Source organism: Amycolatopsis dendrobii, from assembly GCF_014145675.1.
GTDB lineage: Bacteria > Actinomycetota > Actinomycetes > Mycobacteriales > Pseudonocardiaceae > Amycolatopsis > Amycolatopsis dendrobii.
In genome coordinates this window covers 189,786-215,134 of the sequence record NZ_JACGZW010000003.1, presented here as the reverse complement: position 1 = coordinate 215,134, position 25,349 = coordinate 189,786, and the positions used below count along the sequence as shown (strand labels likewise).

24 protein-coding genes are annotated in these 25,349 nt (G+C 70.4%); 21 read left to right on the top strand and 3 right to left on the bottom strand.

From position 1 onward, the window contains the following. Window positions 1–7: 7 nt before the first annotated feature. The gene (gene efp / locus H4281_RS09160) at window positions 8–571 is read left to right on the top strand and encodes an elongation factor P (protein ID WP_009075786.1); all 564 of its coding nucleotides are present in this window, start codon (window positions 8–10) and stop codon (window positions 569–571) included. Next, window positions 571–1,029: a transcription antitermination factor NusB gene (nusB, locus tag H4281_RS09155; protein WP_182890445.1), complete on the top strand. Its 459-nt coding sequence runs from the start codon at window positions 571–573 to the stop codon at window positions 1,027–1,029. Before efp ends, nusB begins: the two co-directional genes overlap by 1 nt. Before the next feature lie 1,112 nt (window positions 1,030–2,141). On the opposite strand, the gene bldD is transcribed toward nusB, so the two are convergent. Further along, a complete protein-coding gene (gene bldD / locus H4281_RS09150; RefSeq protein ID WP_003096372.1) occupies window positions 2,142–2,630 on the bottom strand; it encodes a transcriptional regulator BldD in 489 nt (162 codons plus the stop codon). A gap of 261 nt (window positions 2,631–2,891) precedes the next feature. Between bldD and pyrR the strand changes: the two genes are divergently transcribed. The 14 genes from pyrR (at window position 2,892) to H4281_RS09080 (ending at window position 18,633) form a co-directional block, all read left to right on the top strand. Beyond that, the gene (gene pyrR, locus H4281_RS09145) at window positions 2,892–3,488 is read left to right on the top strand and encodes a bifunctional pyr operon transcriptional regulator/uracil phosphoribosyltransferase PyrR (protein ID WP_116203800.1); all 597 of its coding nucleotides are present in this window, start codon (window positions 2,892–2,894) and stop codon (window positions 3,486–3,488) included. After that, on the top strand, window positions 3,485–4,417 hold the full coding sequence (locus H4281_RS09140) for an aspartate carbamoyltransferase catalytic subunit (RefSeq protein ID WP_037818941.1): 933 nt from the start codon (window positions 3,485–3,487) through the stop codon (window positions 4,415–4,417). The genes pyrR and H4281_RS09140 overlap by 4 nt, the downstream gene beginning before the upstream one ends. Further along, on the top strand, window positions 4,414–5,700 hold the full coding sequence (locus tag H4281_RS09135) for a dihydroorotase (protein ID WP_182890444.1): 1,287 nt from the start codon (window positions 4,414–4,416) through the stop codon (window positions 5,698–5,700). Before H4281_RS09140 ends, H4281_RS09135 begins: the two co-directional genes overlap by 4 nt. Beyond that, window positions 5,700–6,203, top strand: coding sequence for a PH-like domain-containing protein (locus tag H4281_RS09130; RefSeq protein WP_182890443.1), 504 nt, complete (start codon window positions 5,700–5,702; stop codon window positions 6,201–6,203). The genes H4281_RS09135 and H4281_RS09130 overlap by 1 nt, the downstream gene beginning before the upstream one ends. After that, window positions 6,155–7,327, top strand: coding sequence for a glutamine-hydrolyzing carbamoyl-phosphate synthase small subunit (gene carA / locus H4281_RS09125; RefSeq protein ID WP_220506947.1), 1,173 nt, complete (start codon window positions 6,155–6,157; stop codon window positions 7,325–7,327). The genes H4281_RS09130 and carA overlap by 49 nt, the downstream gene beginning before the upstream one ends. Continuing rightward, complete coding sequence (gene carB / locus H4281_RS09120) at window positions 7,327–10,644, top strand: carbamoyl-phosphate synthase large subunit (protein ID WP_182890441.1); 3,318 nt, start codon at window positions 7,327–7,329, stop codon at window positions 10,642–10,644. Before carA ends, carB begins: the two co-directional genes overlap by 1 nt. Then, window positions 10,641–11,483 carry an orotidine-5'-phosphate decarboxylase gene (pyrF, locus tag H4281_RS09115; protein ID WP_182890440.1) on the top strand — a complete coding sequence of 281 codons (843 nt, stop codon included), beginning with the start codon at window positions 10,641–10,643 and terminating at the stop codon, window positions 11,481–11,483. Before carB ends, pyrF begins: the two co-directional genes overlap by 4 nt. Before the next feature lie 107 nt (window positions 11,484–11,590). Then, on the top strand, window positions 11,591–11,908 hold the full coding sequence (mihF, locus tag H4281_RS09110; protein ID WP_003096398.1) for an integration host factor, actinobacterial type: 318 nt from the start codon (window positions 11,591–11,593) through the stop codon (window positions 11,906–11,908). Then, window positions 11,905–12,576 (top strand): guanylate kinase, encoded by a 672-nt coding sequence (gene gmk, locus H4281_RS09105; protein ID WP_182890439.1) that lies wholly within the window; start codon window positions 11,905–11,907, stop codon window positions 12,574–12,576. The genes mihF and gmk overlap by 4 nt, the downstream gene beginning before the upstream one ends. After that, entirely contained in the window at window positions 12,573–12,842 is a 270-nt protein-coding gene (rpoZ, locus tag H4281_RS09100; protein WP_020658117.1) for a DNA-directed RNA polymerase subunit omega, read from the top strand. The genes gmk and rpoZ overlap by 4 nt, the downstream gene beginning before the upstream one ends. Beyond that, window positions 12,835–14,067 carry a bifunctional phosphopantothenoylcysteine decarboxylase/phosphopantothenate--cysteine ligase CoaBC gene (coaBC, locus tag H4281_RS09095; protein ID WP_182890438.1) on the top strand — a complete coding sequence of 411 codons (1,233 nt, stop codon included), beginning with the start codon at window positions 12,835–12,837 and terminating at the stop codon, window positions 14,065–14,067. Before rpoZ ends, coaBC begins: the two co-directional genes overlap by 8 nt. A gap of 90 nt (window positions 14,068–14,157) precedes the next feature. Beyond that, on the top strand, window positions 14,158–15,360 hold the full coding sequence (metK, locus tag H4281_RS09090; protein ID WP_182890437.1) for a methionine adenosyltransferase: 1,203 nt from the start codon (window positions 14,158–14,160) through the stop codon (window positions 15,358–15,360). 192 nt (window positions 15,361–15,552) lie between these two features. Next, the gene (locus tag H4281_RS09085) at window positions 15,553–17,655 is read left to right on the top strand and encodes a primosomal protein N' (RefSeq protein WP_182890436.1); all 2,103 of its coding nucleotides are present in this window, start codon (window positions 15,553–15,555) and stop codon (window positions 17,653–17,655) included. 432 nt (window positions 17,656–18,087) lie between these two features. Next, window positions 18,088–18,633: a GNAT family N-acetyltransferase gene (locus H4281_RS09080; protein WP_182890435.1), complete on the top strand. Its 546-nt coding sequence runs from the start codon at window positions 18,088–18,090 to the stop codon at window positions 18,631–18,633. A gap of 4 nt (window positions 18,634–18,637) precedes the next feature. Here the strand turns inward: H4281_RS09080 and H4281_RS09075 are convergent, their stop codons facing one another. Both H4281_RS09075 and H4281_RS09070 read right to left on the bottom strand, forming a co-directional pair. Next, window positions 18,638–19,795, bottom strand: coding sequence for a hypothetical protein (locus H4281_RS09075; RefSeq protein ID WP_182890434.1), 1,158 nt, complete (start codon window positions 19,793–19,795; stop codon window positions 18,638–18,640). Continuing rightward, entirely contained in the window at window positions 19,792–20,859 is a 1,068-nt protein-coding gene (locus H4281_RS09070) for a helix-turn-helix domain-containing protein (RefSeq protein ID WP_182890433.1), read from the bottom strand. The genes H4281_RS09075 and H4281_RS09070 overlap by 4 nt, the downstream gene beginning before the upstream one ends. 253 nt (window positions 20,860–21,112) lie before the next feature. On the opposite strand from H4281_RS09070, the gene H4281_RS09065 reads away from it, so the two are divergent. From H4281_RS09065 to ggt, 5 genes are all read left to right on the top strand, one after another. Next, on the top strand, window positions 21,113–21,733 hold the full coding sequence (locus H4281_RS09065) for a hypothetical protein (RefSeq protein ID WP_182890432.1): 621 nt from the start codon (window positions 21,113–21,115) through the stop codon (window positions 21,731–21,733). Window positions 21,734–21,767: 34 nt separating this feature from the next. Continuing rightward, entirely contained in the window at window positions 21,768–22,430 is a 663-nt protein-coding gene (locus tag H4281_RS09060) for a Crp/Fnr family transcriptional regulator (protein WP_182890431.1), read from the top strand. Window positions 22,431–22,501: 71 nt separating this feature from the next. Continuing rightward, window positions 22,502–22,834 (top strand): hypothetical protein, encoded by a 333-nt coding sequence (locus tag H4281_RS09055; RefSeq protein WP_237598801.1) that lies wholly within the window; start codon window positions 22,502–22,504, stop codon window positions 22,832–22,834. Continuing rightward, on the top strand, window positions 22,831–23,061 hold the full coding sequence (locus tag H4281_RS09050; protein ID WP_182890430.1) for a hypothetical protein: 231 nt from the start codon (window positions 22,831–22,833) through the stop codon (window positions 23,059–23,061). The genes H4281_RS09055 and H4281_RS09050 overlap by 4 nt, the downstream gene beginning before the upstream one ends. 39 nt (window positions 23,062–23,100) lie before the next feature. Beyond that, window positions 23,101–24,909: a gamma-glutamyltransferase gene (ggt, locus tag H4281_RS09045; RefSeq protein WP_182890429.1), complete on the top strand. Its 1,809-nt coding sequence runs from the start codon at window positions 23,101–23,103 to the stop codon at window positions 24,907–24,909. The last annotated feature ends 440 nt before the right edge of the window (window positions 24,910–25,349 follow it).

The following is a 25,349-nucleotide window of genomic DNA, read 5'->3' as shown; positions in this document are numbered from 1 at the left end:
AAGACTCGTGGCCACCACCAACGACCTGAAGAACGGACTCGTCCTCAACCTGGACGGCCAGCTGTGGAGCGTCACCGCGTTCCAGCACGTCAAGCCGGGCAAGGGCGGCGCGTTCGTGCGCACCACGCTCAAGCACGTCCTGACCGGGAAGGTCGTCGACAAGACCTTCAACGCGGGCACGAAGGTCGAGACGGCCACGGTGGACCGCCGGAACATGACGTACCTGTACAAGGACGGCGCGGACTTCGTCTTCATGGACGGCGACACCTACGACCAGATCACGGTGCCCGCCGAGACCGTCGGCGACAACGCGAACTACATGCTCGAGAACACCGAGGTCCAGGTCGCGGTGCACGAGAACGAGCCGCTGTACGTCGAGCTGCCGACCTCGGTCGAGCTGGTCATCCAGCACACCGACCCCGGCCTCCAGGGCGACCGTTCCACCGGCGGCACCAAGCCGGCGACGCTCGAGACCGGCGCGGAGATCCAGGTCCCGCTGTTCCTCTCGACCGGCGAGAAGATCAAGGTCGACACCCGCGACGGCCGTTACCTCGGCCGCGTCTCCAGCTGATGGCGGACAAGCTTCCCCCGCACCCGAACCGCGGCGGCGCGATCAGCAGGCGCCAGGCGCGCCGGCGCGCGGTCGAGATGCTGTACGAGGCCGCCCAGCGGTCCGCCGACCCGGTCACGCTGCTGGCCGACCGGGTCGGCGCGGTCGGCCTCGACCCGGTCGCGGACTACACGATCACCGTCGTGGAGGGCGTCACGGCCCACCGCGAGCGGATCGACGAACTTCTCGCGGAGCACTCGCAGGGCTGGACCCTCGAGCGGATGCCGCCGGTCGACTTGGCGGTCCTGCGCGTCGGCGTGTACGAGATGCTGTGGTCGGCGGACGTCCCCGACGCGGTCGCGATCGACGAAGCGGTCGGCCTCGCGAAGGAACTTTCGACGGACGACTCGCCGCGGTTCATCAACGGCGTGCTCGGCCGTATCGGCACGATCGCCGACCGGCTGCGCGCGGTCCTGTAGTCCTCGCCGCCCTGGCGGCTCGGTAGTCAGAGGTAACCCGGCTGGGGGAAAGCGGCCACCTGAATGGCCGCTGCCTGATCGGGTCACCGCCGGGCCCCGGCGGCCGGTGCGAGGGGCGTCCGGGAGAAAATTGATCACCGAGCGGAATCGGATCCGGTCGGCGGGCGCCATTCGCGGCCGGAGAATCCGGGCGATGGCGCGGCGATCCGGCGCGGTTGGGGTGACGGGCTCCCGGATTCGCTGCGGTGAGTAAGCAGTCCTGCTGAGCGGGCCCCAATGCGGTGATCGCGGCCGGGGGCTGCGAAATCCGCGACGGGGCAACGGTTTCCGATGGCTGAACGGGGACTTAACCGCTGCCGGAGCGGAATTCGTTGCCTGGGGGAGCGGCGAGACCAGACGGGCGCCGCTGTCGGGAGAGCGTGCCCGGGGCGGAAAACCCGTTGTGAGCGGGGGAAATGCTCGGGGCGAGACTGCCGCGAAGGTCGCTTCATGCTGACAGTTCAGGTTTGCGGCCACGCGCGGGGAATGCTCGGTGCCGGACTGTCGCGCTGCTCGGGGAGTTGCTTTGCGCTGGTAGTTCAGGTTTGCGACGCGGGAATGCCGGTGCGGGATTGTTGCGCTGATGGTTCGGGTTTTGTGGCTGCGAGCGGGGGAAATGCTCGGCGCGAGAGAGCCGCGCTGCGGGGAAGTCGCTTGACATCGGCGGTCCGGGTTTCGCGGCCGGGAGCGAGCAGGCGCTCGGCGCGGAACTTCAAGCCGGACAAGGGAATCCGCTCGGCATCCGAAGCTCGGAGCGGGGAAGCGGCCGGGGCGGAAGAACCCCCGGCGCTCTGGGGCGCACCACAGAAAATGCGCCGGAATCCGGAAGAAATCCGATTCTCAGCGCGGAAAACCCAGGCAATTCCAGCGAAGTCACCGGCTGTGGCCAGGCGCGTCGCAAGGCAGAACAAGGCAGGTCAGCGGTCCCGGGCACCCTGGATCAACCGAGGCCGACCGGATCCGGCGGGCCGGGATTCGCGGCCGGAGACTCACCCGAAGCGCGGCGGGCGTTCCCGGTTCCCCGGGTGCGGGAAGCCCGCCGCGTCGTGCACGGCCGCTGCCGCCATCAGTGCTCAGTCCTCTTTGGACGGGCGGGCTTCCGGCGGGAGGACGCCCCAGTCGATGAGCTGCTCGGTCAGCTCGCCGGGGGTCATGTCGTAGATGATGGCGAGCGAGCGCAGGTCCTCGGTGCGGATGGAGAGCACCTTGCCGTTGTAGTCGCCGCGCTGGCTCTGGATCGTGGCCGCGTACCGGGCGAGCGGGCCGACCTTTTCCGCGGGGAGCTGCTGGAGCCGCTCCAGGTTGATCACGATCTTCGTGGCGGGCTCGGCTCCCGAGGGGACCCGGCCCTCCGGCAGCAGTTCGACCACCGGCACGCCGTAGAAGTCCGCCAGCTCGGCCAGCTTCTGGACGGTGACCGCCCGGTCGCCGCGCTCGTACGAGCCGACCACGACGGCCTTCCAGCGTCCGCCGGACTTCTGCTCGACCCCGTGCAGGGACAGGCCTTGCTGCTGGCGGATCCCGCGGAGCTTGGCCCCGAGCGCCTTGGCGTAATCGCCCATCTGGTGGTTCTCCGTTTCATCGCCCCTGCCCGGCCGGGAGGACCGGAGCCGGGGACTCCTCGAGTCGAATACTCAGAGTAATGGTTACGCATAGTTGTCACCAGGTCAAGCAGAAGGTCGGTCCGCGCAGGTGGCGGCCGTGCGCGTACCACCCGGAAGACTGATTGACCGCTCCTGCTACTGTCGGTGCGGTTTCCGGCAGCAGCCGGTTGCCGACGTCCTTTAAGGACCCGTCCAGAGAGGCGGGGAAGGAGGTCCGCCTTGTCGTCACGTCCGCGTGGCGCGGCGGAGCCGGCGGGAGAGCGCGAGCTGCTGTCCGCCGGTGATGTCGCGCGCACGATCGCGAGGATGGCCCACCAGGTCATCGAGAAGACCGCTCTCGGAGCCGGTCCGCCCGAGCAGTACCCGGTGCTGCTGGGCATCCCCACGCGCGGCACTCCGCTGGCCGCGCGCCTCGCCGGGAAGATCGGCGAGTTCGCCGGGGTCGCGCCGCCGCACGGCGCCCTCGACATCACCCTGTACCGCGACGATCTCCGCCGCCGTCCGCCGCGCGCGCTCGAGCAGACGCAGCTGCCGCCGGGCGGGATCGACAACCGGGTCGTCATCCTCGTCGACGACGTCCTGTTCTCCGGCCGCACCATCCGCGCAGCCCTCGACGCCCTGCGCGACCACGGCCGCCCGCGTGCCGTCCAGCTCGCCGTGCTCGTCGACCGCGGCCACCGCGAGCTGCCGATCCGCGCCGACTACGTCGGCAAGAACGTGCCCACCGCGCGCGCCGAGGGCGTCTCCGTGCTGCTGTCCGAAACCGACGGCCGGGACGCGGTGCTGCTGCGCGCGCCGGAAGGAGAAACCCGGTGAAGCACCTGCTCGCCACCGACGGGCTCGACGCGGACACCGCGACCGCCGTGCTCGACACCGCCGACGAGCTGAAGCACACGCTGCTCGGCCGCGAGGTCAAGAAGCTGCCGACGCTGCGCGGCCGCACCGTGATCACGCTGTTCTACGAAAACTCGACGCGCACCCGGGTCTCGTTCGAGATCGCCGGGAAGTGGATGAGCGCGGACGTGATCAACGTCTCGGCGTCCAGTTCCTCGGTGAACAAGGGCGAATCGCTGCGGGACACCGCGCTCACGCTGGCCGCCGCGGGCGCAGACTGCGTGATCATCCGGCACCCCGCCTCGGGGGCCGCGCACCGGCTGTCCGGCTGGCTCGCCGGTCCGGGCACCGCGGTGGTCAACGCGGGCGACGGCATGCACGAGCACCCCACACAGGCGCTGCTGGACGCGGCGACGCTGCGCGAACGCCTCGGTTCCCTGAAGGACCGGCGGATCGCCATCGTCGGCGACGTCCTGCACAGCCGGGTCGCGCGGTCGAACATCCACCTGCTCAGCACCCTCGGCGCGGAGGTGGTGCTCGTCGCGCCTCCGACGCTGCTGCCGGTCGGCGTGGAGAAGCTGCCGGTCACGGTCTCGCACGACCTCGACGCCGAGTTGCCCGCCGTCGATGCGGTGATGATGCTGCGCGTCCAGGCCGAGCGCATGCACGGGGGCTTTTTCCCCTCCGCGCGCGAATATTCGATCTCTTACGGGCTCTCCGAGCGCCGTCAGGCGCTGCTGCCGGACCACGCGGTCGTACTGCACCCCGGTCCGATGCTGCGCGGCATGGAGATCGCCTCCGCGGTCGCGGATTCCCCCTCCTCAGCCATTACCGAACAGGTCCGCAACGGCGTGCATGTGCGCATGGCGGTCCTCTACCACCTCCTGGCCAGTGAAGGAGCTGCCGCGTGAGCATCGTGATCAAGGGTGCCCGCCCGTACGGCGAGGGCGAGCCGGTGGACGTCCTGATCGAGGACGGCGTGATCGCCGCCATCGGCGAGGTGAACGTTCCCGAGGGCACCGAGGTGCTCGACGCCAAGGGCCAGGTCCTCCTGCCCGGGTTCGTCGACCTGCACACGCACCTGCGCGAGCCGGGCCGCGAAGACACCGAGACCATCGACACCGGCTCCGCGGCGGCCGCGCTGGGCGGCTACACCGCGGTGTTCGCCATGGCCAACACCGATCCGGTCGCCGACAACGCGCTCGTCACCGACCACGTGTGGCGGCGCGGGCAGGAGGTCGGCCTGGTCGACGTCCATCCGGTCGGCGCGGTCACCGTCGGGCTCAAGGGCGAGAAGCTCGCCGAACTGGGCACGATGGCCAAGGGCACCGCGGCGGTGCGGGTCTTCTCCGACGACGGCGTGTGCGTCGCGGACCCGCTGCTGATGCGCCGGGCGCTGGAGTACTCGTCCGCGCTCGACGCGGTGATCGCCCAGCACGCCGAGGAACCGCGGCTCACCGTCGGCGCGCAGGCGCACGAGGGCGAGCAGGCGTCGCGGCTGGGCTACGCGGGCTGGCCGGCGTCGGCGGAGGAGTCGATCGTCGCGCGCGACTGCCTTCTGGCGCTGCACGCGAACGCGCGGCTGCATGTCTGCCACGTCTCCACCGCGGGCACGGTCGACGTCCTGCGCTGGGCGAAGGAGCGCGGCACGAAGGTGTCGGCCGAGGTCACGCCGCACCACCTGCTGCTGACCGACGACCGGCTCGAGACCTACGACCCGGTCAACAAGGTCAACCCGCCGCTGCGCACCGGCGGCGACGCGGAGAAGCTGCGCGCCGCGCTGGCCGAGGGCGTCGTGGACTGTGTCGCCACCGACCACGCGCCGCACGCCGTGCAGGACAAGGACACCGAGTGGGCCGCGGCCCGGCCCGGCATGCTCGGCCTGCAGACCGCGCTGTCGGTGGTCGTCGAGACGATGGTCAAGACCGGTCTGCTCGACTGGCGCGGCGTCGCGCGCGTGATGAGCGAGCGGCCCGCGGAGGTCGGGAACCTGGCCGGGCACGGCCGTCCGATCGAAGCGGGCGAACCGGCGAACCTGACGCTGGTCGACCCGGACGCCGAATGGACCGTGCGCGGGGCCGAACTGGCCAGCATCGCGGCCAACACCCCGTACGAGGGAATGCGGTTGCCCGGCGTGGTGACGGCGACCCTGCTGCGCGGGCGGATCACCGCACGCGAGGGGAAGATCTGCTGATGGAGCGGTTGCTGCTGACGCTGGGGATCGTCGCGTTCTTCCTGCTGTGCCTGTGGGGCATGTGGGTCGGCTGGCGGCGCAAGGCGCGTTCGCAGAGCGCGCGGATCGCGCCGTTCCCGGAGATCCCGGCCGAGCCCGGCGAGTTCCAGCTCGAATCGACCGGCGTGTACGTGGGCACCACGACCGCGGGCAACTGGCAGGACCGGGTCGTCACGCGCGGCGCGGGCCCGCGGTCGGGCGCGGTCTGGCGGCTGCACCCGGACGGGATCGCCGTGGAACGCGGCGGGCTGCCGGACTTCTGGATCCCGCGCGGCTCGATCACCGGGATCCGCCGCGACTCGCGGCTCGCCGGGAAGGTCACCGGCACCGACGTGCTGCTGGTGATCACCTGGCAGCTCGGCGACGTCGCGCTGGACACCGGGTTCCGCGGGGACGACCTCGACGACTATCCGCAATGGATCAACGAACTTTCCGATCACGACATCAAGGGAGGTGCCCAGTGAGCACCGGCACTCGCGGCCCCGCCGCCCTGGTTCTCGAAGACGGCCGGGTGTTCCGCGGCGCTGCGTACGGCGCGCGCGGGCGGACCCTGGGCGAGGCGGTGTTCTGCACCGGCATGACGGGGTACCAGGAAACGCTGACGGATCCGTCGTACCACCGGCAGATCGTGGTGCAGACGGCGCCGCAGATCGGCAACACGGGCTGGAACGACGAGGACGACGAATCGGCCCGGATCTGGGTTTCCGGTTACGTGGTGCGGGATCCCGCGCGCACGCCGTCGAGCTGGCGCGCGAAGCGCACGCTGGACGAGGAACTGGTGCGCCAGGGCGTGGTCGGGATTTCCGAAGTGGACACCCGCACTTTGACGCGGCATCTGCGCGAGCAGGGCGCGATGCGCGCCGGGGTGTTCTCCGGCGACGCGCTGGGCAGCGACGAGCAGATGGTCGCGGAGGTGCTGGCGAGCCCGCCGATGAAGGGCGCGGACCTCGCGGGCGAGGTCTCCACGGAGAAGCCGTATGTCGTTGCGGCGCAAGGCGAACGGCGGTTCCGGGTCGCGGCGCTGGACTTGGGGATCAAGTCGAACACGCCGCGGCTGATGACGCAGCGGGGCATCGAGGTGCACGTGCTGCCGTCGAGCACGAGCGCGGAGGAACTGCTGGCGCTGGAGCCGGACGGGGTGTTCCTGTCCAACGGCCCGGGCGACCCGGCGACGACCGCGCACGCGACGGCGTTGACGAAAACCGTTCTGGAGCAGCGGATCCCGCTGTTCGGCATCTGCTTCGGCAACCAGATCCTGGGCCGCGCCTTGGGTTTGGGCACCTACAAGATGCGTTACGGGCACCGGGGGATCAACATCCCGGTGATCGACGTGGCGACCGGCCGGGTGGCGATCACCGCGCAGAACCACGGTTTCGCCTTGGAAGGCGAGCCGGGACAGCGGTTCGATTCCCCGTACGGGGCGGCGCAGATCAGCCACTACTGCCCGAACGACGACACCGTGGAGGGCGTGCGCGCGTTCGACGTGCCCGCGTTTTCCGTGCAGTACCACCCCGAAGCGGCGGCGGGTCCGCACGACGCCGCGCCGCTGTTCGACGAATTCGTTGACTTGATGGAGAAGAAGGCCTGATGCCGAAGAGGACGGACATCCAGCACGTGCTGGTGATCGGCTCCGGGCCGATCGTGATCGGGCAGGCGGCCGAGTTCGACTACTCGGGCACGCAGGCCTGCCGGGTGCTGCGCAGCGAGGGTCTGCGCGTGTCCCTGGTGAACTCGAACCCGGCGACGATCATGACGGACCCGGAGTTCGCGGACGCGACCTACATCGAGCCGGTGACGCCGGACTTCGTGGAGAAGGTCATCGCGGCCGAGCGCCCGGACGCGCTGCTGGCGACGCTGGGCGGGCAGACCGCGCTGAACTGCGCGGTGGCGCTGCACGAGCGCGGCGTGCTGGAGAAGTACGGCGTGGAGCTGATCGGCGCGGACATCGACGCGATCCAGCGCGGCGAGGACCGGCAGAAGTTCAAGGACATCGTGCGCACGGTCGGCGCGGACGTCCCGCGCTCGCGCGTCTGCCACGACATGGACGAGGTCCGCGCCACCGTCGAGGAACTCGGGCTGCCGGTCGTCATCCGGCCGTCGTTCACCATGGGCGGGCTCGGTTCGGGCATGGCGCACACGCCTGAGGACCTGGAGCGGCTGGCGTCGACCGGGCTCACGGAGTCTCCGGTGACGGAGGTGCTGATCGAGGAGAGCGTGCTCGGCTGGAAGGAGTACGAGCTCGAGCTGATGCGCGACAAGCACGACAACGTGGTGGTCGTGTGCTCGATCGAGAACGTGGACGCGATGGGCGTGCACACCGGCGACTCGGTGACCGTCGCGCCGACGATGACGCTGACCGACCGCGAGTACCAGGTGATGCGCGACGTCGGGATCGCGGTGCTGCGCGAGGTCGGCGTGGACACCGGCGGCTGCAACATCCAGTTCGCGTTCAACCCCGAGGACGGCCGGATGGTCGTGATCGAGATGAACCCGCGCGTGTCCCGTTCGTCCGCGCTGGCGTCGAAGGCGACCGGTTTCCCGATCGCGAAGATCGCGGCGAAGCTGGCGATCGGCTACACCCTCGACGAGATCCGCAACGACATCACCGGCGAGACCCCGGCGGCGTTCGAGCCGACGCTGGACTACGTCGTGGTGAAGATGCCGCGGTTCGCGTTCGAGAAGTTCCCCGGCGCGGACCCCACGCTCACCACGACCATGAAGTCGGTGGGCGAGGCGATGTCGTTCGGCCGCAGTTTCCCCGAAGCTCTCGGGAAAGCGATGCGGTCGATCGAGACGAAGGCGACCGGGTTCTGGACGCTGCCCGACCCCGAGGGCGCGACTGCCGAGTCCGTTCTGGACTCGCTGCGCACGCCGCACGAAGGCCGCCTCTACGAGGTGGAACTGGCGCTGCGGCTGGGCGCGACGGTCGAGCAGGTCCACGAGGCCTCGGGCATCGACCCGTGGTTCATCGACCAGGTCGCCCTGATCGGCGAGGTCGGCGCGGAGGTCCGCGACGCCCCGGTGCTCGACGGCGACTTGCTGCGCCGCGCCAAGCGCACCGGCCTGTCCGACCGGCAGATCGCCGCGCTGCGCCCGGAACTCGCGGGCGAGGACGGCGTGCGGGCGCTGCGGCACCGGCTGGGGGTGCGGCCGGTGTTCAAGACGGTCGACACCTGCGCGGCCGAGTTCGCGGCGAAGACCCCGTACCACTACTCGGCCTACGAGACCGACCCCGCCGCGACCTCGGAGGTCGCCGCCCAGTCGGACAAGCCGAAGGTGCTGATCCTCGGGTCGGGGCCGAACCGGATCGGGCAGGGCATCGAGTTCGACTACTCCTGCGTGCACGCGGCGATCGCGTTGCGCGAGGCCGGGTTCGAGGCCGTGATGGTCAACTGCAACCCGGAAACCGTGTCCACCGACTACGACACGTCCGACCGGCTGTACTTCGAGCCGCTGTCGTTCGAGGACGTGCTGGAGGTCGTGCACGCCGAACAGCAGTCCGGCACCGTGGCCGGGGTGATCGTGCAACTGGGCGGGCAGACCCCGCTCGGGCTCGCGCAGCGCCTCGCCGACGCCGGGGTGCCGGTGGTCGGGACGCCGCCGGAGGCGATCGACCTCGCCGAGGACCGCGGCGCGTTCGGCGAAGTCCTCACCGCCGCCGGGCTGCCCGCGCCGAAGTACGGGACGGCGACCTCGTTCGAGGGCGCGAAGCGGATCGCCGACGAGATCGGCTACCCGGTGCTGGTCCGCCCGTCCTACGTGCTGGGCGGGCGCGGCATGGAGATCGTCTACGACGAGGAGTCCCTCGCCGGCTACATCCGCCGCGCCACCGAGGTCACCCCCGAGCACCCGGTGCTGGTGGACCGGTTCCTCGACGACGCGATCGAGATCGACGTGGACGCCCTGTTCGACGGCGAGGACCTCTACCTCGGCGGCGTGATGGAGCACATCGAGGAGGCCGGGATCCACTCCGGCGACTCCTCCTGCGCGCTGCCGCCGATCACCCTCGGCGCGCAGGACCTCGACGCGGTCCGCGCCTCCACCGAGGCCATCGCCCGCGGCGTCGGCGTCCGCGGCCTGCTGAACGTGCAGTACGCGCTCAAGGACGACGTGCTCTACGTCCTGGAAGCCAACCCGCGCGCCTCCCGCACCGTCCCGTTCGTCTCCAAGGCCACCGCCGTCCCGCTGGCGAAGGCCGCGGCGCTGGTGATGACCGGCTCGACGATCAAGGACCTGCGCGCGTCCGGGGTGCTGCCCGCCGAGGGCGACGGCGGCCGGATGCCCGCCGACTCCCCGGTCGCGGTCAAGGAAGCCGTCCTGCCGTTCCACCGGTTCCGCACCCCCGAAGGACACGGCGTCGACTCCCTGCTCGGCCCGGAAATGAAGTCCACCGGCGAAGTCATGGGCGTCGACACCTCCTTCGGGAAAGCATTCGCGAAATCGCAGAGCGGCGCCTACGGATCCCTTCCCACTTCGGGCCGGGTATTCGTCTCCGTCGCCAACCGCGACAAGCGCTCGCTGGTCTTCCCGGTGAAGCGGCTGGCCGACCTCGGCTTCGAGATCCTGGCCACCTCGGGAACCGCGGAAGTGTTGCGGCGCAACGGGGTTGCCTGCTCGGTGGTGCGCAAGCACTCCGAACCGGACCCGGGCACCGGCGAGCCGAACATCGTCGACGTGATCCTCGCCGGCGACGTCAACATGGTGATCAACACGCCGTACGGAAACAGCGGACCGCGCGTGGACGGTTACGAAATCCGGACTGCCGCGGTGTCGCGCGACATTCCGTGCGTCACCACGGTGCAGGGTGCCGCGGCGGCCGTGCACGGCATCGAAGCGCTTATCCGCGGCGACATCGGCGTGCGCAGCCTCCAGGACCTCCAGGCGGCGCTGAAGGCGACGTCGTGACCGCCCGGTTCGGGGCGCGGCTCGCCGAAGCCGTGGCCGCGCGCGGATCGCTGTGCGCCGGGATCGACCCGCATCCGGGCCTGATCGAGGCGTGGGGCTTGCCAGTCGACGCGAGCGGGCTCGAACGCTTCGCGCTCAGCGCCGCGGAGGCGCTGGGCGAGGTGGCGGCGATCGTGAAGCCGCAGTCGGCGTTCTTCGAGGCGTTCGGGCCCGCCGGCGTGGCGGTGCTCGAACGCGTCGTAGACGTCGCTCACGACGCCGGAGCGCTTGTCTTGCTCGACGTGAAGCGGGGTGACATCGGCTCCACCATGGCGGCTTACACGGCGGCGTACGTGGCCGAAAAGGCGGCTTTCGCCGCCGACGCGGCCACCGTGTCGCCGTACCTCGGCTTCGGCGCCCTCGACGCGGCGGTCAAGGCGGCGAGCGAAGCGGGCAACGGGCTCTTCGTGCTCGCGCGCACGTCCAACCCGGAAGCGGACGCGTTGCAGCGCGCGCGGCTCGAAGACGGCCGTACGGTCGCTCAGAGCGTCGTAGACGCTGCGGCGGACCACAACGCAGGTGCTGAGCCGTACGGCGACGTCGGCGTGGTCGTAGGGGCCACTGTGGCTCCTGGGGAAGTCGACCTGAGCCGGCTCAACGGACCGGTGCTCGCGCCCGGTTTCGGGGCGCAGGGGGCAACCGAGGCGGATTTGCGGGCAGTCTTCGGGGAAGGCCTCCCGGGGCTGCTCCCGGCGTCTTCGCGCGACCTGCTGCGCCACGGCCCGGACACGGCGGCGTTACGCCGTGCGGCCCAAGAGGTGAACGGCCGGTTGGCGGGACTGCGCGGAAAAGGCCAATAGCAGGCCCCGGAATCGCGCTCCACCAGCCACCCCCGCATTGTGGCCCCTGCTCAGGGGTGGGTACCGTCGCGTCACCCACCCAGATGTGAGAACTACCGGAGGAAAACGTGGCACTTCCCCAGCTGACAGAGGAACAGCGTGCTGCGGCGCTGGAGAAGGCCGCCGCCGCCCGCCGCATCCGTGCTGAGCTGAAGGAGCGGCTGAAGCGGGGCGGTACCACTCTGGTCGACGTGCTGAAGCAGGCCGAGGAGAACGAAGTCCTCGGCAAGATGAAGGTTTCGGCCTTGCTCGAGGCGCTCCCCGGCGTCGGCAAGGTGCGCGCCCAGCAGACGATGGAACGACTGGAGATCGCCCCCAGCCGCAGGCTCCGCGGGCTCGGCGACCGGCAGCGCAAGGCGCTGCTGGCCGAGTTCAGCGGCGAGTGAGCGGCGTCGGTCAGGACTACCCGGTGACCCGGGGCGCCGACCGCGGCAGTGAGCCGGTGGCAGGAGATCTCTCCCGCCCCCGGCTCACCGTCGTCTCCGGCCCTTCCGGCGTCGGGAAGTCGAGTGTGGTGGGACAGCTGCGCCTGCTCGAGCCGAACCTGTACTTCAGCGTTTCGGTGACGACGCGGGCGCCGCGGCCGGGCGAGGTCGACGGAAACCATTACCACTTCGTGGATTCCGCCGAATTCGACCGGATGGTGGCCGGGAACCGGCTGCTGGAGTGGGCCGAGTTCGCGGGCAACCGGTACGGGACGCCGCGCGAGCCGGTCGAGAAGGCGTTGGCGGACGGCCGTCCGGCGGTGCTGGAGATCGAACTGCAGGGCGCGCGCCAGGTCCGGGCCGCGATGCCGGAGGCACGGCTGGTCATGCTGATGCCGCCGTCCTGGGAAGAACTGGTCGGCAGGCTCACCGGCCGGGGCACCGAGACCGAGGCCGCGGTGGCCGCCCGGCTGGCCGAGGCGGAACGCGAACTGGCCGCGGCGGGGGAGTTCGACGAACGGGTCGTGAACGCCGACGTCGAGGTCGCCGCGCGGCGGTTGCTAGACTTGATTACCGGCGGTGGCGATTCTGCCGCCGATCGATGTGACGATACGGAGCACCACGAGTGACTGTGCAACAGGCGACGCTGGAAGAGCTCGAAGGCATCACCAACCCGCCGATCGACGACCTGCTCGAGAAGGTCTCCTCGAAGTACGCGCTGGTGATCTACTCGGCCAAGCGGGCCCGGCAGATCAACGACTACTACGCGCAGCTGGGCGAGGGCCTGCTGGAGTACGTCGGCCCGCTGGTCGAGCCCGGCCCCCGCGAAAAGCCGCTGTCGATCGCGCTGCGCGAGATCCACGGCGGGCTGCTCGAGCACACCGAGGGTGAATGACGCCAAGCCCAGGGTCGTCCTGGGCGTGGGCGGCGGCATCGCCGCCTACAAGGCGTGCGAGGTCCTGCGGGGCCTCACCGAATCCGGGCACGACGTCCGCGTCGTGCCCACCGAGGCCGCGCTGAACTTCGTCGGCGCGGCGACCTTCGAGGCGCTGTCGGGGAACCCGGTGCACACCGGGGTGTTCACCGAGGTGCCCGAGGTGCAGCACGTGCGGGTCGGCAAAGAGGCCGACCTCGTGCTGGTCGTCCCGGCGACCGCGAACCTGCTGGCCAAGGCCGCGCACGGGCTCGCCGACGACCTCCTGACGAACACCCTGCTCACCGCCCGGTGCCCGGTCGCCTTCTTCCCGGCGATGCACACCGAGATGTGGGAGCACCCGGCCACCCGCGACAACGTGGCGCTGCTGCGCTCGCGCGGCCTGGTCGTCACCGAACCCGCGGCGGGCAGGCTGACCGGCGTCGACACCGGCAAGGGACGGCTCGCCGACCCTGCCGAGATCGTCGACCTGGCCCGGCTGCTGCTCGCCGAGCCTCGCGCGCTGCCGCGCGACCTCGAGGGCCTCCGCGTGGTGATCTCCGCGGGCGGCACCCGCGAACCGCTCGACCCGGTCCGTTACCTGGGCAACCGATCGTCGGGCAAACAGGGCTTCGCGCTCGCCCGGGTCGCCGCGCAACGCGGCGCCGAGGTGACGCTGGTCGCCGGGCACACCGACGAACTGCCGTCTCCGGCGGGCGCGACGCTGCAACGCGTGTCCACCGCCGAGGAAATGCGCAAAGCGGTGCACGCCGCCGCGGCGGACGCGGATGTCGTCGTGATGGCCGCCGCGGTCGCGGATTTCCGGCCCGCGACGCCGGCCGACCACAAGATCAAGAAGTCCGACGACAGCCCGGACCCGGTCATCACGCTCGACCGCAACGCCGACATCCTCGCCGAAGTGGTGCAAGGACGGCGTTCCGGGCAGATCGTGGTGGGTTTCGCCGCGGAAACCGGCGACGAGAACGGCAGCGTGCTCGACCACGCCCGCGCCAAGCTCCGCCGCAAGGGCGCGGATCTGCTCGTGGTCAACGCGGTCGGCGACGGAAAAGCCTTCGGCACCGAGGACAATTCGGGCTGGCTGCTCGCCGCGGACGGCACTGAGCAGGTCATCTCGCAAGGCGCTAAAGCCCGGCTGGCGGCCACATTGTGGGATGCCGTAACAGCGTTGATTGAACGTCGACTCTAGCTACAGGCCCGCTGGGTAGGGTGGGCTGTGCCAGGAGCGCCTGAAATACCGGTGGGGCGCCATCGCTTGACCGAGGGAAGTGACGAGGTCGTGTCTGCGTCCACGAAAAGGCTGTTCACGTCGGAATCCGTGACTGAAGGCCACCCCGACAAGATCTGTGACGCCATCAGCGACTCGATCCTCGACGGCCTGCTGACCAAGGACCCGCGCAGCCGGGTCGCCGTCGAGACCCTGATCACGACGGGCCAGGTGCATGTCGCGGGCGAGGTGACGACCGAGGCGTACGCGGACATCCCCACCATCGTGCGGGACGTCATCCTGCGCATCGGCTACGACTCGTCGGCCAAGGGCTTCGACGGCAACTCCTGCGGCGTGAACGTCGCGATCGGCTCGCAGTCTCCGGACATCGCCCAGGGCGTCGACACGGCGTACGAGTCGCGCGTGGAATCGGACGAGGACGAGATCAACCGCCAGGGCGCGGGCGACCAGGGCCTGATGTTCGGCTACGCCTGCTCGGACACGCCTGAGCTGATGCCGCTCCCGATCGCGCTCGCGCACCGCCTGTCGCGCCGCCTGACCGCGGTCCGCAAGGACGGCGTGCTGCCGTACCTGCGTCCCGACGGCAAGACCCAGGTCACCATCGAGTACGCGGGCGAACAGCCGGTGCGGCTCGACACCGTCGTGGTCTCCACCCAGCACGCGGACGGGATCGACCTGGAGCAGATGCTCGGGGTCGACGTGAAGAAGCACGTCGTGGAGCCGGAACTGGCCGAACTGGGCCTCGACACCGACAGCACCCGCCTCCTGGTGAACCCCACCGGCCGCTTCGTGATCGGCGGCCCGATGGGCGACGCCGGGCTCACCGGCCGCAAGATCATCGTCGACACCTACGGCGGCATGGCCCGCCACGGCGGCGGCGCGTTCTCCGGCAAGGACCCGTCCAAGGTGGACCGTTCGGCCGCGTACGCGATGCGCTGGGTGGCCAAGAACGTGGTCGCCGCGGGCCTGGCCGGACGGGTCGAGGTGCAGGTCGCGTACGCGATCGGCAAGGCCGCTCCGGTGGGCCTGTTCGTCGAGACGTTCGGCACCGAAACAGTCGACCCGACCAAGATCCAGTCGGCCATCAGCGAGGTCTTCGACCTGCGTCCCGCCGCGATCATCCGCGACCTGGACCTGCTCCGCCCGATCTACGCCCCCACCGCGGCGTACGGCCACTTCGGCCGCCCGGACCTGAACCTCCCGTGGGAAAGCACTGCCCGCGCCGACGCCCTGCGCTCGCTGGCCGGCGCCTGACCCCGCTGAGCTTTGGGTCCGTGAAGGGCCCCTTGCGGGAATCTCATTCCCGCAAGGGGCCCTTCACGGCTTTCGGGGGCGGCCGAATGTCCTCAAACCGCAGCCGCTGCGCTCAACGGTTCGGGGTGCCCCGCCGCACCTTCTCCCTACGAGACGACAGCCTTGTCGCCCCCGTCTGGTAGAGATCTCCAAGTGACCAGCTCCGAACCCACCCCCCTATGGGACCTCCCGGAGCCTTCGCGCTCCACCCCGGAGCCGAAGGCCACCCCGGCGAAAAAGCCCGCCCGCAAACCCGCCCGCTCCCGCAAAGGCCAGCAAACCCCCGCCCCGGAACTGCCCGTCGCGAAGATCGCCGTAGACATCCCGCTGGCCCACCTCGACCGCACCTTCGACTACCAAGTCCCGGAAAAACTGCACGAATCCGCGGTCCCCGGCTGCCGGGTCCGGGTGCGTTTCGCCGGCCAGCTGGTCGACGGCTACCTCATCGAACGCACTGACACGACGGAGTACGAGCGAAAACTCGCCTACCTGGAGCGAGTCACCTCGAGCGAACCCGTCCTCCCGCCTTCTCTGCACGCCGTCTGCCGCTCGGTAGCCGATCGCTACGCCGGAACCCTCTCCGACGTCCTGCGCCTGGCCCTGCCGCCAAGGCACGCGAAGGCGGAAGGCGAACCCCCTGCGGAACCGGCCCCCGCCCCGGACGCCCCGGACATCTCCGCCTGGTCCCGCTACCAACGCGGTGAAGCGTTCTTGGAAGCGATCGCCGAATCCCGCCAGGCGAACGCGGTCTGGCAAGCCCTGCCCGGCGAAGACTGGCCGCGCCGCCTCGCCGAAGCGGCCGCCACCGCGGCCGCCCAAGGCCGGGGCGCGGTCCTGGTGGTCCCGGACCACCGCGACCTCACGCGGGTGCACGAGGCGTGCATCGAACTGGTGGGGGAGCAGGGCGTCGCCGCGCTGATCGCCGGGTTGGGGCCGGCCGAACGGTACCGGCGCTGGCTTTCCGTGCTGCGCGGCGCGGTCCGCGTGGTGGTCGGCACTCGCGCGGCGATGTTCGCGCCCGTCGCCGATCCCGGGCTGTTCGTCGTCTGGGACGACGGCGACGATCTGCACCTGGATCCGCATGCCCCGTACCCGCACGTGCGGGATGTGCTGATGGATCGGGCCCACGCCACGAAATCGGCGTTCCTGGTCGGCGGGTTCGCCCGGACCGCCGAAGCGCAGCTGCTGGTGGAATCCGGCTGGGCGCAACAGATCCAGGCCGATCGCGCCGGACTCCGCGCCGCCGCCCCGCGCGTGACCCCGGTCGGCGAGGACTTCGACGTGGCGCGTGACGAAGCAGCTCGGGTCGCCCGGCTGCCCGCGGTCGCGTTCGAGGCTGCGCGCCAGGCTTTCGCCGCCGGATTGCCGGCCTTGGTCCAGGTTCCGCGCCGCGGTTACGTTCCCGGATTGTCGTGCGGCCAATGCCGGACGCCCGCCCACTGCCGTCGCTGCGCCGGTCCGCTCGCGTTGCCCGGCGGGTCGGCGGACGGCGCCCCGCGTCCGCCCGCGTGCCGGTGGTGCGGTGTCCCGGAGACCGCTTTCCGGTGCCCTGCTTGCGGTTCCGTCCGGTTGCGGGCCGTGGTGGTCGGCGCGAAACGCACCGCGGAAGAACTGGGCCGGGCCTTCCCCGGGGTTCCGGTCCGGACCTCCGGCGCGACCGAAGTCCTGGCGACCGTCCCGGGCCGTCCGGCGCTGGTGGTCTGCACGCCGGGCGCGGAGCCGGTCGCCGAAGGCGGTTACGGCGCGGCGCTGCTGCTGGACGGCTGGGCGTTGCTGGGACGGCAGGATCTGCGTGCCGCGGAAGAGACTCTCCGCCGCTGGATGGCCGCCGGCGCGCTGGTCCGCCCGGCGTCGGGCGGGGGCCGGGTGATCGTCGGCGCGGAAGCCGGGCTGGCGGTGGTGCAGGCACTGGTGCGCTGGGATCCGGGCTGGCACGCGAGCCAGGAACTGGAACAGCGCCGGGAGCTGGGTTTCCCGCCCGCGATGCGGATGGCGAGCGTCGAGGGGAGCCCGGCCGCGGTGGCGAGCGTGCTCGACGACCTTCCGCTGCCCGGCAGCGGCGAGGTGCTCGGCCCGGTCCCGCTGGGCGATTACGACGACGAGGGCAACGCGGAACGAGAACGGGCGCTGGTGCGGGTGGCCCGACCGGACGGCCGCGCACTGGCGACGGTGGTGCGCGACGCGGTGGCCCGCCGGGACGCCCGGAAAGCGGTCGAGCCGGTGCGGGTGCAGCTGGATCCGCTGGACCTGATCTAGGAACGCGGTAGCTTAGGGGTATCCGGAAGCCCGGTGTGCCCGGAAACGGTCGTTCAACTGGCTTTCCGCCCGCAGTCGCACGGCCGGCCCCGCCTGCCGCTTGTCCGCGAGCACGACTGAATTCGCTAAATCCCTTCCAGTCGACCGCTCATTTGCGCGCCGAACTCCGCCACAGACGCGGTTTTCCGCACTACTACGCGGTTTCCGTTTGAATCCGTTCGTCCCGGGGTGTATGGGAAACGTGGAAAACGGGGGAGGGGCGCGGCGGCGCGGGGCGGCCGGTTGCTCCGTTCGCGGGACCGCGCTGCGGCATTCGCCGTCTTCGCGGCTCCCAGGCGCGCACTTACCCTTGAGGCCGGGCGGCCAAGATCAGGACCGCGGCCCGGGCCTGCCGCTCGCGTGCCCCGGTCCCGCGGACAGGAGTCGGCGTTGATGGGCGACGTCTCGATCCGGCCGGCTGAGCAGGCGGACCTCGCGGCGCTGGCGGAGATCCTCGGCGACCAGGGGTTTTTCGAGGACCGGTTCACCCGGCAGGCGAAGGGGCTCGGCGTCCTGTTCGCCGCGTGGTGCTCCGCGCGGCCGGTCGGCGACGTGTACCTCTGGCTCGAGGACGCCGAGGAACCGCCGATCCGCGGCCATCTGCCGGGCGTCCCGCTGCTGACCCATCTGGAGGTGGCCCCGGAGGCGCGCAATCGCGGCATCGGCGCGGCTCTCGTGCGTGCGGTCGAGGATTACCTGGTCGGCCATGGGCACGCCCTGGGCGCGCTCGCGGTCCGCACGGACAACACCCGCGCCGCGAGGCTGTACCGCCGCCTCGGCTACCACGACTGGGGCCATGGCACGGTCGTCTGCTACGCCGAGCGCGTTTCGCCGGACGGGCGCACGATTTCCGAGGCCGAGCGCTGCCACGTACTGGTGAAGCGGCTGCCGGACGACCGTCCCGCACCGCTAGCCGGCCGCGCCTGCGGCGAAGGCTGAGCCTTCAGGACTTGTGCACGATCTCCGCGATCCCCAGCGTGTCGAAAGCGGCGTCGGGGTCGCCAGTCGAACCGTGCCGCGCGCGCAGCGACAGCAGATGCGTCTCCCACGTGTCCCGGTCCCGCTGCCAAGCGCGCAGGTACCGCACGCACAGGTCCGGTTCGATCAGCAGGCTGCGGCCGTGCGCGGCCTTCAGCGCCGCGCTCATCCGCTCCTCGTATCCACCGGTCAGGTACGGCGCGTCCTGGACCTGGCGCAGCGTGGTGCGGATGAACGCCCGGCGGCTTTCCAGGAAGCCCGCCCAGTACGCGGCGGTCGCGTCGGCGATGCCGAGACCGTTGTCCAGCAGGCAGTAGATCCCCTCGGCGAGCGTGTCGCCCAGTTCCTCCGACCGGGCGCGCACAGTGTTGCGAAAGGGGTCGTAGTCGTGCTGGTAGGCGAAGCTGGTGACCGCGGTGGCGCGCAATCCGGTTCCGCTGAGGAGGAAAAACCAGTCCTCGTTGTAGATGTCCGGGAAGAACGAGGAGAACGCGTCGCGCCCGACCGCCAGCGCGCCGCCGCCGACGAACGTGTCCTGCTTTCCTCCGGACTCGCGATAGGCGTGGCACACCACGGAGTTGTCCGGCATCCCGATGTTGGCGAGGCCCGCCGCGGCGTACTCGTCGAGCAGTCCCGCGGCGGCGCGCAGGTTGCTGGGCCGCGGAAGCGGGATGTCCTTGCTCGGGAACAGCCGGATGTCGTCGTCGAGGAACAGGATGCGCTGCCAGCCCGCCAGATCGGCGACGAGCACGCCGAGGTTGCGTTTGAAACTCGTGTCGGTGCGGCGCAGCAAACGCTTCGCCTGCAGCAGCCTGCTTGTCGCGAACGGCGGAACGGCGCCGAGACCCGCTGCCTCGTCGGTGTCGATCGCGCGGACTCGCACCCCGGCGCGCTTCGCGGCGAGCACCGCGTCGGTCGCGCGCGCGTTCTTGCTGCACAGCAGCAGAAGCGTGGCGTCGACTTCGCGGGCGGCGCGGAAAGCGTCCTTGAGGTAGGCGGCGGGGCGGCCGTTGGGCACGACGATCGCGTCCAGCCTTGCCTGCGGCGCGTCTTCGGCGGCGACGTGATGCAGCAGCCGCTGATGCGTCGTGTGCTGCGCCGGCGCTGCGACGGTCGCGGTCATGTGAGGCTCGATTCTGGCCACTCGTGCAGCCGGTTTTCAGGCAGGGTCCAGTCAGGGGTGAGCCCTTGGTTGTCGAAGACCGGGACCCGGCTGATGATGCTGAAGGAATCCGCGCCCGCGAAGCGCTGGTCGAGGTAGGCCTGGTTGCGATCGCGGAAGCGGCGGTCGGTCAGCGCTCGTACGGCCCCGAGGGTGCCGCGGCCGTACATTCCGTTGCACACGGTCACGGTGCGCTTGCGGTTGAGCGGGCTGACGCCGTGGTAGAAGTGCGCGACGTCTTCGAGCAGGATTCCGTTGCGCAGTTTGGCGCTGAACATCTGGGTCGTGCCGTCCGGGCGGGTCACTTCGAACCCGGTTTCCAGCTGCTCCTCGTCGCCCTTGCGGCTGATCTGGCGGACCGGCACGTCGACCCGGTCGAGCAGCGCGCGGGTCTGCGGATTCCAGTCGACGCCGCCGAGCAGCACCAGGTGCGCGGTGTACTCGTCCGCCGACAGCGTCGTGTTCTGGTCGGTGGTGCGGAAGGTGACGTCGCTCGCCGGGTTGCACGCGCGGATGTGGCCGTAGAGCTCGAGCAGCGCGTCCGGGTCGGCGTAGGTGTAGAGGTTCACGTAGTCCGGGCTCGACGGGTCGGTGTAGGCGATCCGGTACTTCTCCGGCAGCTGCGCGCAGACGATCACGATGTCCTGGTTCGGCGGGAAGTGCCACAGGCTCGAGGGCGCGAAGACGGGCTGGGCCGGCGGGTCGTCGAGGTCGCCGCGCAGTGCCTGCAGCTCCGCGAGCAGCTCCTTGCGGACGGTGTGCTCGTCGTCCGTCAGGTTCTCTGTGTCCAGCAGATGAAGATTGGGACCCTGCACCGAACGGCGGGTGGCGAAGAAGGTCGCGTACGCCTCCAGGCGATGAGGCGGGGGCGTCACCGGTTTCGCCACGTTCTCCCACGACGACAGCAGGCCGGTGCTCACGCCGAAGGCCTCGGCGAGCTGCTTCTGGGTGAGCACCACGTCGGACCAGCTCTCCTTGCGCAGGGTACGCAGGCGAGCGGCGAGCGCGGGATTGGGCTGAGACACGACTTCAGACCCTTCAGTGAAGTTCAGTCAGGCGTGAATGGCGGGGATTCTACACCCGGGACGCCGGGGTGGCCGGACGGGCCGGGGTCGAGTGTCGGCGAGCGTTCAGGGGTTGCCAATCTCGGACTAGACCCGCACCTGAACCGAAGATGTCGTGTGCGCGACACCATTGTTTCAGTCCGGGCCCACCCTTATAGTAGCTGCTGTGAAAGTCTACTAGATTTCAGTAGCTTCCTGAAATAGGGGGGCGGTCATGGACACCTCAGCAGTACAGGCACCAGTACACCGAGCCATCGTGGTCGTCGACATCGAAGGGTCGACCACCCGTACGAACCCGGCTCGGGCCGGGCTCCGTTCGGTCCTGTTCGACCTGCTCGACGAGGCGTTCCGGGCCGGCGGCATCACGGAGCAGTTCCGGGATCCGTTCGTGGACCGGGGCGACGGGGCGCTGTGCCTCGTCCGGCCCGTCGACGAGGTCCCGAAGACGGTCCTGCTCGCCCGCGTGGTGCCCGCGCTGACCGAACTGCTCGCCCGGCACGGCGACCAGGACCCCGAACTGGCCTTCCGGCTGCGCGTTTCGGTGCACGCCGGCGAGGTGCACTACGACGCGCACGGGCCCTACGGCGAGGACATCGACATCGCCTGCCGCCTCCTCGACGCCCCTGACCTGAGACGCAGGCTGCGCAGCTCCTCGGGGCCGCTCGCGCTCGTCGTCTCGAACGCGATCCACCGGTCGGTCGTCCGGCACGGCTATGCCGGGATCGACCGCAGCTCCTTCGCACACGCCTTCCACGTGCGCGTCGGCGGGCAGCGGACCCGCGGCTGGGTCCGCACCACCGACGCCGTCCGGCCGGGAGCGGGACTGATCGCCTGACCGGTCCGGCCGACGACGAGGAGGGGGGACCGCCGTGGAAGCGATCGGGTTCTGGCCGGCGCTGGGCGCCGCGGACCGGGCGAAGTTCGAAGAGCTGTCCGTCCGCAGGGCTTACCGGCGCGGGGACGTCCTCTGCCGCGAAGGCGAGCGAGCCTCGGTCGTGCTTCTCCTCCTCGCCGGGCACGTCCGGATCACCAACGCGACGCCGGACGGGCGCGAGGTCGTGATCGGCGTCCGCGGCGCGGGCGACGTGATCGGCGAACTGGCCGTGATCGACGGCGGACGGAGGTCGGCGACCGTGCAAGCACTCGACGAACTGGACGTGCTGGTCGTGCCCGCCGCGCGGTTCGTCGCGCTGTGCCGGCGCGAGGCCGCGATTTCCTGGGCGCTGCTCCAAGTCCTCGCCGACCGGATGCGCGACGTCGGACGGCAATGGCTCGACATCGGCGGCGGGACGGCCACCCGCCGCGTCGCCGCGCAGCTGATGCAGCTCGCGGTGCAGCACGGCGTGCGGCGAGGAACGGACATCGAAGTCGCGGTGCCCGGAACGCAAGCAGAACTCGCTATGACGGCAGCGATTTCGCGCGAATCGTGGGCAAGGGTGACGCGGGAACTCCGCCGCCAGGGGGTGATCAGCACCGCCCGCGGGAAGGTGACCATCCACCGGCTTGCGGAATTGCGCAGGCTCGCCCGCTGAACGTGTCAGCTGACACAGATTTCCCGGCCCCGCCGGGGTTTTCTGGAAACACACCACCGAGGGAGGCAGTCATGGAACCGTTTCTTCCCGCTCCTCAGCCGGTTCGCTGGCGTCGGGGGGTGTACGCGGCAGCTCTGGTCATCCCGTTCACCGTCGCTCAGGTGTGGGCGCTGCTGGTGTTGCTGAGCCTCGAATCGCTCCACGGTCTCGTCGGGCAGGCCTTCCTGGTGACCCTCGCTGGTTCCGTCGTCGCGACAGCGGTCGGCTGGCGCTGGGTGTGGCAGCTGGGTTCGGAACGCAGGCGGGTGCGGGCGCGCGAGGAGATGCGCAGGCGGGCGTACGAGAACATGCGCGAATTCGGGCGGGAGAACCTGCGCGAACCGCGGATAGCAGCGCGGATATGACCACCGTGCTGGCCGCCGCGCAGGGCGGCGGGCAAGGCGTGCCGGCTGCGGTGCTCGTGCTCGCTTTGATCGTGCTGATCGCGGTGGTCCGGGTGCTGCGCTGGATCGCCGGGCTGGCGGTGCGGCTGGCCGCCTCGGTCGCGGCGATCGCCGGTCTGGTCGTCGGGGCGGTGGGGGTCGGCGGGCTGGCGACCCTGACCGCGGTGGCGATGGCGGCCTCGAAGTGAGTGTGGACACCGGTTCCGCCGCGGGGCAGACTCGCCCGCATGCCCACGACCGGAAAGCGAATCCTCGCGGTGCTCTCCGTGGCCGCTCTGGTGTCCACGGCCGGGGCGGCCAGCGCCTCGGCCGCCGTTCCCACTCCCAAATCGCCTGTCGCGACCGGCTACCTCGGCGCGGTGTCGAGCATCGACGCCGACGCCACGGCCATCGGCACGCAGGTGCTGCGCGGCGGCGGAAACGCCGTCGACGCGGCGGTCGCCGTCGCGGCCGCGCTAGGCGTCACGGACCCGTTCTCGGCCGGCATCGGCGGAGGCGGGTTCTTCGTGTACTACGACGCGAAAACCGGCAAGGTCCACACGCTCGACGGGCGGGAGACCGCGCCCGAGACCGCGGACGAGAACCTCTTCGTGGAGAACGGCAAACCGTTGCCGTTCGCGGACGCGGTCACCAGCGGGTTGAGCGTGGGGGTGCCCGGTACTCCGGCTACGTGGCGCGACGCGTTGCGCAAGTGGGGGACGCGTTCGCTCGCGCAGTCGATCGCTCCGGCGGAGCGGTTGGCGCGCAAGGGGTTCGTGGTTGATCAGACGTTCCATGATCAGGTGGCGCACAACGCTGATCGGTTCGCTGCGTTTCCCTCGACTCGGTCGTTGTATCTGCCCGGGGGACAGCCGCCGGCGCCGGGGACGGTGTTCCGGAACCCGGATCTGGCCGCTACGTATGGGCAGTTGGCGCGGCGGGGGACCGATGTGCTGTACCGAGGGGAAGTCGGGGCGGATATCGCCCGGACCGTGCAGCGGCCGCCGGTGGATCCGGCTTCTTCGCTGAAGGTTCGGCCGGGGAAGCTTTCTGCTGCCGATCTCGCGGCGTATCAGGCTGTTGAGCGGGTGCCCACGCATACGCGGTACCGCGGGCTGGATGTCTACGGGATGCCCGCGCCTTCGTCCGGCGGGCTTACGGTGGGCGAGGCTCTGAATATTCTGGAGAATTACGATCTTCGGGGGGCGGGCAAGGCGGATTATCTGCAGTATTTTCTGGAGGCTTCGCGGTTTGCCTTCGCCGACCGGAATCGGTGGATCGGGGATCCTGCCTTTGTCGATGTTCCGGCTCGGGAGTTGCTCAGCCAGGAGTTCGCGGACAGCCGGGCTTGTCTGATCTCCAAGGACCACGCTGCGACCAGTCCGGTCGCGCCCGCTGATCCCCGGCATCCGCAGCCTTGTGCGGCGGGGCCGACGGGGGCGCCCACGCCGTATGAAGGGGAGAACACCACTCACCTGACTGTGGCTGACCGGTGGGGGAACGTCGTTGCTTACACGTTGACTATCGAGCAGGAGGGTGGAAGCGGGATTGTTGTTCCCGGTCGTGGGTTTCTGCTCAACAACGAGTTGACCGACTTCTCGTTCGTGCCGGTCACTCCCGGCGTTCCCGATCCTAACCTGCCTGGTCCGGGGAAACGGCCTCGGTCGTCGATGGCTCCTACTGTGGTTTTGCGGGACGGGAAGCCGTTCTTCGCTGCTGGGTCGCCCGGGGGCGCTTCGATCATTACTACGGTGCTGCAGGTGGTTTTGGGGCGGGTCGATCGCGGGTTGTCATTGGAGGACGCGATTGCCGCGCCCCGGGCTTCGCAGCGGAATTCTGCCAAGGCTGATGTGGAGGCGGGATTCCTGGCCCAGCCGGAGACTGCGGAGCTGCAGCGGCGGGGGCAGGTGTTCTCGGCTTCTCCCGCGGAGATCGGGGCGGCTACCGGGGTTGAGTCTTTGCCGGACGGGCGGTGGGTTGCTGCGGCTGAGCCGGTGAGGCGGGGCCAGGGGGCGGCGCAGGTCGTGTTGCCTTGGCGGTGGCCTGGGGGCCGGTGATTCGGCTCGTCGCCTTGGCGGGCGACATTTGCGCTCGGGTGTGGGCCACCACCCCGAAGTTTGATTGTGCTGACGGGCGGCGGGTGCTGGTCAAGGCGGGAAAGATGCCTTGACAAGCACCCGCCGCCCGCAGGGAGGCTTCGTATCGGGGTGCGGGGGAGGGGCTGGGTGCCTCGTTGGTTGGGTGCACCGGCGCGGTTCGCGGTGGCTGGGGCTTGCGCCCCAATGTGGCATTGGGTGCATGTGACGCACCCAATGTGGCGTTGGGTGCATGTGACGCACCCAATGTGGCGTTCGGTGCGTGGGACGCACCCAATGTGGCATTGGGGCGCATCCCGGCAGTGGGCGGAGGAGGGGCGTGAGGGGAACCCTGGGGGAGTCGGAGTCGATGAGGGTGGGCCGCACGGACGGTCCCAGGGGGCGGGGCGGGGGCGGGCAGT